Genomic DNA, 12690 nt, shown 5'->3' with positions numbered 1-12690 from the left:
CGAACGACGCGGACTCAGTCGCTCGCGGAGTCGCGATGGGTCAGCACGTGATCGATCAGGCCGTATTCCTTCGCGTCGGCCGCGGTCAGGAAACGGTCACGATCGGTGTCCTCCGCGATCTTGTCGATCGACTGGCCGGTATGGTGGGCCAACACGCGGTTCAGTTCATCGCGGATCTTCAGGATCTCGCGGGCGTGGATGTCGATATCCGAGGCCTGGCCCGAAAATCCGCCCAGCGGCTGATGAATCATCACCCGCGAATGCGGCAAGGCATGCCGCTTGCCGGGGGCACCGCCGGCCAGCAGCAACGCGCCCATGCTCGCCGCCTGGCCGACACACAGGGTGCTGACATCGGGCTTGATGAACTGCATGGTGTCGTAGATCGCCATGCCGGCGGTGACCGCGCCGCCCGGGGAGTTGATGTACAGGCTGATTTCCTTGTCCGGGTTTTCCGACTCGAGGAACAGCAGCTGGGCCACGATCACGTTGGCCATGTAGTCCTCGACCGGACCCACGCAGAAGATCACCCGATCCTTCAGCAGGCGGGAGTAGATGTCGTAGGCGCGCTCGCCGCGGGCGGTCTGCTCGACCACCATCGGTACGAGGTTCAGCCCCTGGGCGTGCTGTGCGCCCTGGTCGGCCATGTCGTGGCTCATTCAGTCGACTCCTTGTTCGGATTCATCACGTCCTGGAAGCTGGTTTCTTTCTCGGTGACCTTGCCCTGCTCGACCACCCAGTCCACCACCTGATCTTCCAGCACCAGTGACTCCAGGTTGCTCTTCGCCTGGGGATTGGAGCGGTAGTGCTGCTTCACCTCTTCCGGATCCTCGTAGGTCGCGGCCATCTCCTCGAGATCGCGCTCGACCCGCTCGGCGTCCACCTCGAACCCCTTCTGTTCGATGATGGCGCGCAGCGCCAGACCCAGGCGCACACGGCGCTTGGCTTCTTCCTCGAACAGGCTGTCCGGCAGCGGCTGGGTCTGCTGCGCGCCGCCGAAACGCTTCTCGGCCTCTTCGCGCAGGCGGTTGACCTCTGACTTCACCAGCGCCTCCGGAAGATCGAAGTCGTGTTTGTCGACCACGGCCTCCAGCACCTGTTGCTTGATCCGACCCTTCAGGGCCTGACGCAGTTCCCGGTCCATGTTGGACCGCACATCGGCGCGAAGTTTCTCCACCGAGCCGTCCTCGATGCCGAATTTCTTCGCAAACTCCTCATCGACCTCCGGCAGCTTGGGGCCTTCGACCTGCTTGATGGTCAACGCGAACTGCGCGGTCTGGCCCTTCAGGTTCTCCGCCGGGTAGTCGTCGGGGAAGGTGACATCGATGGTCGGCTCCTCGCCGGCCTTCACGCCCTTGAGCTGCTTCTCGAAGTCCTCGATCAGGCGCCCGGCGCCAATCTCGATCTGGAAGTCATCGGCCTTGCCACCCTCGAACTCCTCGCCGTTCAGCGAACCGACGAAGTCCAGGGTCACGCGGTCGCCCTTCTTGGCCTTGCGCTTGACCTCGGCCCACTCCTTGTTCTGCTCGCGCAGGGAATCGATCACGCGGTCGATGTCCTCGTCCCCAACCTCGGCCACCGGGCGCTCGATCTCGACGCCGGTGAAGTCGGCCACGGCCACTTCCGGGAACACCTGGAAGCTCGCGGTGAACTCGATCCCTTCGGCGCCGTCCAGATTGGTCGGCTCGATGCTGGGGTTGCCGGCCGGCTCCAGGCCTTCTTGCTGCACCGCCTCGCGGTAGCTTTCCTGCAGGACCTCGCTCAGCACCTCTTGATACACCCCGGTGCCGTAGCGCTGGCGCACGACCTTCAGCGGGACCTTGCCCGGGCGGAAGCCGTCCAGCTTGACCCGCTTGGCGAGGGACTTCAGGCGATTGTCGACCTCGGTATCGATCCGCTCGGAGGGGACCTGGATGGTCATCTTGCGTTCCAGGTTGCCGGTGGCTTCAACAGAAACTTGCATGGAGGGCCTCGTCATAGTTCGGTAATCGGTCATCCCTGCCGATCGCAGTGGTAACCTTCATGGCTGGTCGGAATACAGACCGTGGTGCGAAAGGAGAGACTCGAACTCTCACGGGTTTTACCCCACTGGGACCTAAACCCAGCGCGTCTACCAGTTCCGCCACTTTCGCAATCTTGCAGAAAACTCTTGTTGCATTCGCGCGTTAGCCGCGCATTCTAGCGTGTTCCCCACCCACAAACACAAAGAGCCCGCATAAACGGGCCCTTGTGCCGGCACGGGGACCGGAGAAAATGGTGGGTCGTGTAGGATTCGAACCTACGACCAATTGGTTAAAAGCCAACTGCTCTACCAACTGAGCTAACGACCCTTTTCGGTTTGGCGCGGCGCGATCCCAAGGATCGACCCGGCCTGGTTGCAAAGCGGAAGGCCCGGCATCACCGGGCCCCCTGCGGCGCGTAGTTTACGGGCCGGTGGGGAAAACGCAAGGCGCGCCCCCCACCGCTACGCCATCAGATGGCTTCCAGCTTGCGCATGCCACCCGGCAGCAGCTTCATGTCCACCAGCGAGGTGATCAGCGCCTTGCCGAAGCTGGCCTCCTCTTCGTAGACCATCTTGTAGTACTGGATCTTCATGGTCAGCGCGGCGCCGAAGACGATCATGATGAACGTCAGGAAGCCGCCCAGGGCCAGCGTGGAGATGCCGGTAATCCCCTGGCCGATGGTGCAGCCCATCGCCAGGACCCCGCCGAACCCCATCAGGATCCCGCCGATGAAGTGGTTGACGAAGTCGCGCACCGAGGCGAACCACTCGAAGCGGAATGCACGCGTAACCAGGGCCCAGAAGAAGGAACCCAGGATCACACCGGCCAGCGCCATCACGCCGAAGTACAGGACCGTGTTGTCGAAACCGCTCGACACGTAGCGCAGGCTCTGCCCCATCGGGTTGATGAAGGTGAACGACTGGTTGGCCCAAGGGGCACTCTCGGCCGGACGCTCACCGGCGTCGGCATCCGCCACGAAGTCCCAGTCCGAGACATAGGCTTGCGGGGTGTAGGTGTCCATGCCGTCGTCGACCTGGATGTTGCTGGTCAGCCACCAGGCGCCCAGCACCACCAGACCGATCACCAGACCGCCCAGGATATTGTCAAAGCTGCGACGGAAGTCCGCGGCCTTGAAGATCAGGGCCAGCAGCAACACGCCAATCACCAGACCCAGCACCAGGCGCGCCGTCAGGCCGTTCTCTTCACCGGCGACCAGCGTACCCAGATCCTGCCCCGCCGGAGTGGAGATCGCCAGCGCGGTGGTCCAGTCCATGAACAGCAGGGAGTACAGGGTGTTGGAGGTGCCCGGGAAGGGGCGCACCATGAAGTACGCGATAATCGCGATCACGATCAGCACCATCAGCGACTTGATATTGCCGCCGCCGACGCGCACCAGGGTCTTGTTACCGCAGCCCGAGGCGTAGGTCATGCCGATCCCGAACAGGAACCCGCCCAGGGCATGCTCGACCCACTGGAATTCGGTCATGCGGTAGTTGGGGAAGGAGCCGTCAGCGCTCAGCACGCCGAAGAACTCGAGGATCGCCACGCCCAGCATGGCCACGGCAATCGCCAGCAACCAGGAACGCATGCGCCCGGTATCGCCCATGTTCACCCAGTCGGACACGGCGCCCATGGTGCAAAAGTTGGTCTTGTTCGCCACGGCTCCCATGATGAAGGCGAGGATGAACGCCCCACCCAGGAACGCCATTGCGGCAGTCGAAAAACTGGTGAATTCCATCACGTATCCTCTCGATGAAAGATTTCAGGGCTGGCCTGCACCCACGGGGTGCGCAGCATACATCGGACGCTAGACGAGATCGAGTCCATTTTCATTCCAGCCGAGGGTTCCCTCGAGCACGGGCAGCCCGCGCCCCTGCGGCCGCCGAGGATCAGTCGGGGACATAGCGGGTCGGGTCGGGGACGCCGGCGGCCGCGAAGCCCTCGCGGCGGATGCGGCAGCTGTCGCAGCGCCCGCATGCGCGGCCGTCGGCGTCGGCCTGGTAGCAGCTGACCGTCTGGCTGTAGTCAACCCCGAGGCGGACCCCGGCCTGGATGATCTCGGCCTTGGACCAATGCATCAGCGGCGCCCGCACCTCCCAGGGCGTGCCCTCCACCCCGCTGCGAGTCGCCACCCGGGCGAGGTCGCGGAAGGCCTCGATGAAGGCCGGACGACAATCCGGGTAGCCGGAGTAGTCCACCGCGTTGGCCCCCACATACAGCAGGCGCGCATCCAGGGTCTCGGCAAGGCCCAGCGCCAGCGCGAGGAACACCGTGTTCCGCGCCGGCACATAGGTGACAGGGATGCCCTCGGTGGGCGTCGTGGGCACATCGATCGCGGTGTCCGTCAGTGCGGATCCACCAATCGCGCTCAGGTCCACCGCCACTACGCGGTGATCTGTCACGCCCTGGGCGGCGGCTACGCGCCGCGCGGCGTCCAGCTCCGTGTGATGGCGTTGACCGTAGTCGATCGACAGGGCGTGACAGTCCAGACCCTCGGCGCGGGCCATGGCCAGGCAAGTCGCCGAGTCGAGCCCGCCCGAGAGCAGCACCACGGCCTTCTCCGCGCGCTCACTCATCTCAACGGCCCGGTTGATCGCCCCAGAGGAGCTTGTGCAGTTGCACCTGAAAGCGAACCGGGAGGCGTTCCGCGACGATCCAGTCGGCCAGGGCCCTCGGTTCCAGTTCGCCGTACACCGGCGAGAACAGGACCTCGACCTCCGGGGCCAGCCCCAGACGCTCCAGCTCGGCCCGCGCCCAGTCAAAATCCTCGCGCCCGGCCAGCACGAACTTCAACTGGTCACCGGCCTTCAGCCGAGGGATGTTGTCGGGGTGGTTGCGGGCGGACTCCTGCGACGCCGGCGCCTTCCAGTCCATCACAATGGCCACCCGCGGATCGACACCCGCGACCTCCATCGCCCCGCTGGTCTCCAGCGAAACGGTGAACCCGGCATCGCACAGGCCCTCCAGGAGCGGCAGGCAGCCCGGCTGCGCGAGCGGCTCGCCGCCCGTCACGCAGACATGTCGAACCCCGGCGCGTCCGACCCAGTCGAGGATCGTCGCGAGCATCAGGGCCTCGCCACCCTCGAAGGCGTATTCGCTGTCACACCAGCGACAGCGCAGCGGGCAACCGGTCAGGCGCACGAAGGCGGTGGGCCAGCCTACCTGCGCCGCCTCCCCTTGCAGGGAGACGAACATCTCGCTGATCCTCAGCCGCACCGAGGCCGGATCGATCACCCCGGCCCCCCGGGCATCACGCAGCGTGTCCGTGGTCATTGGCTGTCTTCAATCCGTCGCAGGCGCTCACGGGCCAGGCGATCCAGGGTAGTCCCGCCGTAGTCGGCCCGTACCGCCTCCAGGGCCTCGCGCGCCGCCTCGAAGTTCTGCAATTCGTAGTGGGCGTAGCCGATCTTCAGCAGGGCATCGCCACTCTTGTCGCTTTCAGGGAAGCCCTCGCGCAGACGTTCGAAGTCCTCCAGCGCCGCTTCGAACTCGCCACTGGCGTACTTCGCCTCGGCCAGCCAGTACCACGCATTGGCGGTGAAATTGCCGTCGGGATAGTCCTCGATGAACCGCTCAAGCTTGCGCATCGCAGAGCTGTAGTCCCCAGCCATCAGGTCGTCGAATGCCGCCTGATAGGCGGCTTGCTCGTCCGCCTCCGGCAGGTCCAGTTCAACCACTTCCTCCCGCGGCGCATCATCCGTGGCCACCACCCCGCTCTCGAACGCGCCCACCCGCTCGTCCAGGTGACGGAACTGATCGCGCTGGCGGGTGCTGAGACGGTTCACCTCGTGGCGCAGGGTCTCCACCTCGCCGCGCAGCTCGCGCAGGTCACGACTCAACGACTCGGAAACCTGCAACAACTCGTTCATCGCACTGGAATCCAGTACCCGCTCGACGCGCTCCAGACGGCGTTCGAGCTGGCGGATCTGCGACTGGGTGGCGAACACCGTACCGTCCTGGGCCCCGGCCGTTCCCGGCACCAGGGCCAGCGGGGCCAGGGCGAAGGTTACGGCCAGAATGGCACCAAGAAGAAGGCCCGGACGTCCCGGGCACCGAAACAGAAATGCCCCCGAGGGGGCATTTCCGCAAGACTTGTCGAGCTTTGATTGCATCTGGCTTCCCGTCGCTTAGCGCCGGGATTCGTAGACCAGCTCGACCCGGCGATTCTTGGCCCAGGCCTCCTCGTTCTGCTGGAAGGCCACTGGCATCTCTTCACCATAACTGATGACCTCGAGCTGGTCATCCGAGGCGCCGTTCAGATTCAGCACCCGGCGCACCGACTGCGCACGGCGTTCGCCCAGGGCCAGGTTGTACTCGCGCGTGCCGCGCTCGTCGGTATGTCCTTCCAGGCGCAGGCGCGCGCCCGAATTCTGAGAGAGGTAGGCGGCGTGCGCCTCGAGCATCGGCATGTGTTCGGACTTGACCTCGTCGCGGTCAAAGTCGAAGTACACCAGACGGTCGGCCAGCGGGCTGTCCGGATCGTCCAGGGCCGCCGCGTCGAATTCGCGGTCCCGACCCAGGCCGCGGGCCTCGGCGGCCTCGCGTTCGGCACGTGCCTGTTCGGCGGCCGCTTCGCGCTCGGCGGCACGTTCGGCGTCCTCGGCATCGCGTGTTGGTGTGGCACAGGCCGACAGGGCCGCAATGACGACGGCCGCTAGGGCCAGGCGAAACACTTTATTCATGGCGTTCGTTTCCTTGAAGAATGGACAGTAAAGGGTCCGGAGAGATCAGTTCAGGGGCGACCAGGCGGGCTCACGCACCTCGCCTTCACGAGCGGCCAGTCGCTGGTGCACCTGGCCGTCGCGACTGACGGAACCGAGCACGCCTCGCCCCCCATCCGTCATGGCATACAGAATCATGCTGCCATTGGGTGCAAAGCTTGGCGATTCTGCATCGCGCCCGTCCGTGAGGCGCGTCACACGGCGATCATCCAGATCGAGACGCGCCAGCTGAAATCCGCCATCGCCCCCATGGACGTACACCAATGAACGGCCATCCGGGGAGATCGTGCCCGCCGCCGCGTAGCCGCTCTCGAAGGTGAGCCGGCGCGCATTGCCGCCGCTGGCCGGCTGAGCATAGATCTGCGGCGCGCCCGCACGGTCGGAGGTGAAGTAGATGGTGTCGCCGTCGGGCGACCAGACCGGCTCGGTCTCGATCGCGCTGGAGCGCGTCAGTTGACGCAGATCGCCGGAGGCCAGATCCATCACGTAGATATTCGGCGAGCCGTCGCGCGACAGGCTCATTGCCAGCTGGCGCCCGTCCGGCGACCAGGCCGGTGCGCTGTTGATGCCGGTAAAGCTCGCGATCCGGCTGCGCTCGCCGGTCTCCACGTTCTGGCGGAAGACCTCGGAGCGGCGATTCTCGAACGAGACGTAAACCAGCTCACGACCGTCCGGCGACCAGTCCGGCGACATGATCGGATCCCGCGACCGGAACAGGGTGCGCGGATTGGCGCCGTCGGAGTCCGCGACCTCCAGGCGGAACTCGCGCGAGTCGTTGCGGCGCTCGACGCTGACAAACGCGATGCGCGCACTGAAGGCGCCCGGGTCGCCGGTGATCTGCTCGTAGACGATATCCGACACGCGATGCGCGCCGCGGCGCAGCATGTCCGCCGGCACGGGGATACGCCAGCCGCCCAGACGCTCCTCCGCCAGCACGTCGAAGACGTGGAACTCGACCATCACGCGGTCGCCGTCGGGGCGCATGGAGCCGACCACCAGGTACTCCATACCCGCCTCGGCCCAGGGCTGGGCGAGGAAGTCGGCAGGGCCCGAGGGCGCCGAGGGCAAGCCTTCGCGCTCGACGTCAAACAGCCCGCTCCGGGTCAGGTTCGCGGCCAGGATCTCGCCTACGTCCTCGTCCGGGCGCCCGTCGCCCTCCCAGGCGAACGGGGTCACGGCCACGGGAATCGCGCCGGTCACACCCTCGGTCACCGTCACTTCCAGCACCGCCTGGGCCTGCGCCGACCAAAACAGCGCCAACCCCAGCAGCATCACGTGAATCATTCGTTGCATGTGTTTCCTCGTGGGCCGGCTTGCGGCGGCCCGGTCAGTCGGGCTCGAAGCGGATGCGCACCCCGCCGCGCACGGCATCCGCATCCGGCGGACGCGGCAGCGACGACAGGCGATCCATGGTCTGACGGACCGAGTCGCAGAAGGCGGACCCGCCGGAGCAGCTCTCGATGTCGAAATTGATGATACGCCCGGTCTCGTTGACGCGCACGAGAACGAAGGCACGATCCGAGGCATCCAGACCCGATGGCTGGCGCCAGCGGCGCTCCACCACCGCCTGCACCTGCGTCCGCCATTCGACCAGTTCTCGATCCGCCTGCGCCTGACGTTCGGCCGCCTCGCGCCGGGCCTGCGCCTCGGCCATGCGCTCCTGCTCGCGTTCCATCGCCTCGCGCCGGCGCTGCTCTTCCAGTTCGCGCTCCTGCTCCGCGCGGCGCTCCGCCTCTTCCCGCTCGCGGCGTTCGGCCGCCTCACGCTCGCGGCGCTCCGCCTCTTCCTGCGCCTGGCGCTCCGCTTCCTCGCGCTCGCGCCGTTCCGCCTCCTCGCGCTCGCGGGCCTCCTCGGCCTCGCGCCGGGCCTGTTCCGCGGCCTCGCGTTCCTGGCGGATGCGCTCGCGTTCGGCCTCGGCCTCCTCGCGTGCCTGGCGGCGTTCTTCCTCGGCCTCGCGGCGGGCTTGCTCGGCATCCTCCAGGGCCTGCTGGCGCGCACGCTCCTGTTCCTCGCGACGGCGCTGCTCCTCGGCCTGGCGGCGCTCTTCCTCGCGCCGGGCCTGCTCCTCGGCGCGGCGGCGATCCTCCTCGGCACGCAGTTGCTCGGCGACGCGTTCCTGGTCGGCCACTTCGCGCTGGTGTTCAATGCGATCGAAGGTCTCGGCATCCACCGCGACCGCGTCGATCACCTCGATCTCCTCCTGCACGGCAATCTCGACCGCAGCGCGGGTGGAGGTCGGCGATACCATGCTGACATTCAGCAACAACGCCGCGAACAACACGCCGTGCAGAAGCAGGACGAGGATCAGGCTGAAGGGGTGACGGCGCAGGAGCTCGAACACGGCGGGGCGGCTCAGTCCTGGTTGTCGCGCGGCGGCTCGGTGATCAGCCCGACCCGGCCGCCTCCGGCACGCTGCAGGGCGATCATGGCATCGATCACGCGGCCGTAATCGACATTGCGGTCACCGCGCACGAAGGTCTGCGTGCCCGGGTTCTCGGCGAGGAACTCGCGCACGATCTCGGTCATCTCCTGCGGCGCCAGCGGCTCGTTCACGTAAGGCCCCTGATTCAGGCTCATGGCACCAGCGGCGTCCACCGTGACCACCAGCGGCTCGGTCGCCTGCGGGTCTTCTTCCATGGCCTCGGCATCGGCCTCCGGGAGGTCGACCTCCACGCCCTGCTGCAGCATCGGCGCGGTGATCATGAAGATGATCAGCAGAACCAGCATCACGTCGATGAACGGCACGACGTTGATCTGCGACATGGGCCGCCTCAGGCGGCGGCTGTTGCGACGCGACTCGGCCATGGCTTAGGCCGGCGCCCCGGCGGCACCCTCGGCAGGCTTGCCCGCCCCCTGGCGATTCAGCAGGGCCACGAATTCGTCGCTGAAGTTCTCCAGCCGGACCGCCACGCGGTCGACGTCCCCGGCAAAACGGTTGTAGGCGATCACCGCCGGGATGGCAGCGAACAGGCCGAGCGCGGTTGCGATCAGGGCCTCGGCAATCCCCGGAGCCACCATCGCCAACGTCGCCTGCTGCACCCCGGAAAGCCCCAGGAAGGCGTGCATGATGCCCCACACGGTGCCGAACAGGCCGATGTACGGGCTGGTCGAACCGACCGTGGCGAGGAACTGCAGATAGCGCTCCATCCCGTCGGTCTCGCGCGCAATGGCCACGCGCATCGCGCGATGGGCGGGCTCGCCGGGCGCCATGCCGTGCTGGCGAGCCCGCAGGAACTCCTTGAAGCCCGAGGAGAAGACATGCTCCATGCCGGACATCTCCGACTTGCGCCGCACCCCCTCGTACAGATGCGACAGATCGGCGCCGGACCAGAAGCGCTCCTCGAATTCATCGCTGGCGCGGTGTGCCGCGTTGAGGGAACGCGCCTTGATGATGATCACCAGCCAGGAGAGCACCGAGGCGACCACCAGGATCACCATGACCAGCTGCACGATCAGACTCGCGTCCATGATCAGCTGGTACATCGAAAAGTCCACTGTCACTTATCCATCTCCCGTTATGCCTTTGTTCCTTCCGCCGCACGCAGCGCGTGCGTCACTTCATCGGGGATTGCCACCGGCGCCTGCCGGGCCACGTCCACACAGGCAATGCCGACCTCGCCGGTCACCAGTGCCGTCGCGTCACGCTGCACCACCTGCGCGAATTCGATGCTGGCGCGGCGCAGACGCTGCACCCGGCAGGTCACCGTCAGGGCCTCGTTGAAATGCGCGGGGCGCTGCATCTCCACAGACAGACGCCGCACGGCGAACACAATTCCGTAATCGGCGCGCAGCCGGTCCTGCTCGAAGCCCAGCGCGCGCAGCCATTCGGTCCGCGCGCGCTCCATGAATTTCAGATAATTCGCGTGGTACACCACGCCACCGGCATCGGTGTCCTCGTAATACACCCGCACCGGCCATTCGAAATCCGTCGTCATGGCTGGCGCGCGCCCTCGGCCGTCGGCGTCAGCAGGCCGCCCTCTTTCGTGCGCGTCAGGCCGAACATGGCCAGCGTGCGGCGGGTCGCCTGGCGCCCGCGCGGGGTGCGCTGCAGATAGCCCTGCTGGATCAGGAACGGCTCGACCACATCCTCCAGCGTGCCGCGGTCCTCGTTCATCGCCGTGGCCAGACTCTCGACCCCGACCGGCCCGCCGTCAAACTTCTCCACCAGCACCTCCAGCAGACGGCGGTCCTGGGCATCCAGCCCCGAGGCATCGATCGCCAGCAGGTCCAGCGCCTGCGCGGCCACATCGAGGGTCACCACGCCGTCGGCCCGCACCTGGGCGAAGTCGCGCACCCGTCGCAACAGACGATTGGCCAGGCGCGGCGTGCCGCGCCCGCGGCGTGCGATCTCGGTCGCGCCCTCGGCCTCGATCCCCACGCCCAGCAAGCCGGCGGCGCGATCCACGATATACGCGAGATCGGGGACAGTGTAATGATCGAGGCGCTGGACGATACCGAACCGGTCACGTAACGGGGCCGAGAGCAGCCCGGCGCGGGTGGTGGCCCCCACCAGTGTGAACGGCGGCAGGTCCACCTTGATCGAACGCGCGGCCGGACCCTCGCCGATCACGATGTCCAGCTGGCCATCTTCCAGGGCGGGATACAGGATCTCTTCCACTACCGTCGGCAGGCGGTGGATCTCGTCGACGAACAGCACATCGCGCGGCTCCAGCGCGGTAAGGATGGCCGCCAGATCGCCGGCGCGTTCCAGCACCGGGCCGGAGGTCTGGCGCAGGCCCACGCCCAGTTCGTTGGCGATGATGTGCGCGAGGGTGGTCTTGCCCAGCCCGGGCGGGCCGGCGACCAGCGTGTGGTCCAGGGCCTCGTCGCGCCCGCGGGCAGCCTCGATGAACAGCCCCAGTTGCTCGACCACACGCGGCTGACCAGTGTAGTCGGCGAGCCGCTTCGGGCGCAGGCTGACCTCCGCCCGCTCTTCCTCGGACCGACTCTGCATATCCACCAGACGTGATTCCATAGCCCCGCAGTATGCATCGCCACCGGCGCCGTTTACAGAGCCCTCTGCCGGGTTTTCGGACTGCGGCCCGGGAGCGGCTCCGCGTGGGTCAGGCGCTTGCGGGCAAGTCGCGGGCGTAGACCAGGAACACGCCATGCCCGCCGGCCTCGAACTCCAGCCATATCATTGGCAGGTCCGGGAAGGCGGCCTCCACCGCGGCCTGGCTGTTGCCGACCTCCACGATCAGCGCGCCGTCCTCGGTCAGGTGCTCGCGGGCCCCGTCCAGGATGCGGCGCACGATATCCAGCCCGTCGCCCCCGGCGGCCAGCCCCAGGGCCGGCTCGTGGCGGTACTCGTCCGGCAAGGCCGCCATGTCCTCGGCATCCACGTAAGGCGGATTGGACACAATCAGGTCATAGCGGTCCCCGGCTTGCAGCCCATCGAATACGTCGGACTGCAATGCGCGGACTTGCTCGCCCATCTGGTGGCGCTCGATGTTGATCCGAGCCACCGCCAGCGCATCCGGCGAGACATCCGCCAGGTCCACCTGCGCCTGCGGCAGGGCCAGCGCCATCGCGATACCGATGCAACCGCCACCGGTGCAAAGATCCAGGGCCCGAGTCACCCCATCGGGATCCACCCACGGCTCGAAGCCCGCGGCGATCAACTCCGCCAGCGGCGAGCGCGGCACCAGCACGCGTTCGTCGACATAAAACGGCAACCCGGCGAACCAGGCCTCGCGGGTCAGGTACGCCGCAGGCTTGCGGGTGGCGATGCGCTCGCGCAGCACCGCCACGACCCGCGTGCGCTCGGCCTCGCTCAGGCGCGAATCCCACCACGACTCGGGTAGATCCAGCGGCAGATGCAGCGTATGCAGCACCAGCCAGGCCGCCTCGTCGAAGGCGTTGTCGGTGCCATGACCGAAGGTCAGCCCGGCGCCGCGAAACTGGCTGGCGCCGAAGCGAATGAAGTCGCGCAGGGTGCGCAATCCGGTGGTCGAATCCATGCCCGGTCT

General features: G+C 66.8%; 14 protein-coding genes and 2 tRNA genes. All 16 read right to left on the bottom strand.

The genetic code is table 11. The features are described from left to right. Positions 1–14: 14 nt before the first annotated feature. Positions 15–656 carry an ATP-dependent Clp endopeptidase proteolytic subunit ClpP gene (gene clpP, locus D578_RS0110655; protein ID WP_018949937.1) on the bottom strand — a complete coding sequence of 214 codons (642 nt, stop codon included), beginning with the start codon at positions 654–656 and terminating at the stop codon, positions 15–17. Then, a complete protein-coding gene (gene tig / locus D578_RS0110650; RefSeq protein ID WP_018949936.1) occupies positions 653–1960 on the bottom strand; it encodes a trigger factor in 1308 nt (435 codons plus the stop codon). Before tig ends, clpP begins: the two co-directional genes overlap by 4 nt. 82 nt (positions 1961–2042) lie before the next feature. Beyond that, positions 2043–2129 (bottom strand) — tRNA-Leu (locus D578_RS0110645). Between the two features lie 122 nt (positions 2130–2251). Next, positions 2252–2327, bottom strand: a tRNA-Lys gene (locus D578_RS0110640). Positions 2328–2469: 142 nt separating this feature from the next. Further along, complete coding sequence (locus D578_RS0110635; protein WP_018949935.1) at positions 2470–3738, bottom strand: YeeE/YedE family protein; 1269 nt, start codon at positions 3736–3738, stop codon at positions 2470–2472. A gap of 151 nt (positions 3739–3889) precedes the next feature. Next, positions 3890–4576, bottom strand: coding sequence for a 7-cyano-7-deazaguanine synthase QueC (gene queC / locus D578_RS0110630; RefSeq protein ID WP_018949934.1), 687 nt, complete (start codon positions 4574–4576; stop codon positions 3890–3892). A gap of 1 nt (position 4577) precedes the next feature. Beyond that, on the bottom strand, positions 4578–5273 hold the full coding sequence (gene queE / locus D578_RS0110625; protein WP_018949933.1) for a 7-carboxy-7-deazaguanine synthase QueE: 696 nt from the start codon (positions 5271–5273) through the stop codon (positions 4578–4580). After that, the gene (gene ybgF / locus D578_RS0110620; protein ID WP_018949932.1) at positions 5270–6112 is read right to left on the bottom strand and encodes a tol-pal system protein YbgF; all 843 of its coding nucleotides are present in this window, start codon (positions 6110–6112) and stop codon (positions 5270–5272) included. Before ybgF ends, queE begins: the two co-directional genes overlap by 4 nt. 15 nt (positions 6113–6127) lie before the next feature. Then, complete coding sequence (gene pal, locus D578_RS0110615; protein WP_018949931.1) at positions 6128–6682, bottom strand: peptidoglycan-associated lipoprotein Pal; 555 nt, start codon at positions 6680–6682, stop codon at positions 6128–6130. A gap of 45 nt (positions 6683–6727) precedes the next feature. Beyond that, the gene (tolB, locus tag D578_RS0110610; protein ID WP_018949930.1) at positions 6728–8014 is read right to left on the bottom strand and encodes a Tol-Pal system beta propeller repeat protein TolB; all 1287 of its coding nucleotides are present in this window, start codon (positions 8012–8014) and stop codon (positions 6728–6730) included. 34 nt (positions 8015–8048) lie between these two features. Further along, a complete protein-coding gene (tolA, locus tag D578_RS0110605) occupies positions 8049–9062 on the bottom strand; it encodes a cell envelope integrity protein TolA (protein ID WP_018949929.1) in 1014 nt (337 codons plus the stop codon). An 11-nt stretch (positions 9063–9073) separates the two neighbouring features. Beyond that, a complete protein-coding gene (tolR, locus tag D578_RS0110600; RefSeq protein ID WP_026289298.1) occupies positions 9074–9526 on the bottom strand; it encodes a protein TolR in 453 nt (150 codons plus the stop codon). Between the two features lie 3 nt (positions 9527–9529). After that, positions 9530–10204, bottom strand: a complete 675-nt coding sequence (gene tolQ / locus D578_RS0110595) for a protein TolQ (protein WP_026289297.1) — start codon at positions 10202–10204, stop codon at positions 9530–9532. Positions 10205–10236: 32 nt separating this feature from the next. After that, the gene (ybgC, locus tag D578_RS0110590) at positions 10237–10656 is read right to left on the bottom strand and encodes a tol-pal system-associated acyl-CoA thioesterase (protein WP_018949926.1); all 420 of its coding nucleotides are present in this window, start codon (positions 10654–10656) and stop codon (positions 10237–10239) included. Next, the gene (ruvB, locus tag D578_RS0110585; RefSeq protein ID WP_042798431.1) at positions 10653–11696 is read right to left on the bottom strand and encodes a Holliday junction branch migration DNA helicase RuvB; all 1044 of its coding nucleotides are present in this window, start codon (positions 11694–11696) and stop codon (positions 10653–10655) included. Before ruvB ends, ybgC begins: the two co-directional genes overlap by 4 nt. 88 nt (positions 11697–11784) lie before the next feature. Next, complete coding sequence (prmB, locus tag D578_RS0110580) at positions 11785–12681, bottom strand: 50S ribosomal protein L3 N(5)-glutamine methyltransferase (protein ID WP_018949924.1); 897 nt, start codon at positions 12679–12681, stop codon at positions 11785–11787. Between the last annotated feature and the right edge of the window lie 9 nt (positions 12682–12690).

Origin of the sequence: Thioalkalivibrio sp. ALMg11, from assembly GCF_000377905.1 — a bacterium.
Taxonomy (GTDB): domain Bacteria; phylum Pseudomonadota; class Gammaproteobacteria; order Ectothiorhodospirales; family Ectothiorhodospiraceae; genus Thioalkalivibrio.
This window is presented reverse-complemented; position numbering and strand designations above follow the sequence as displayed.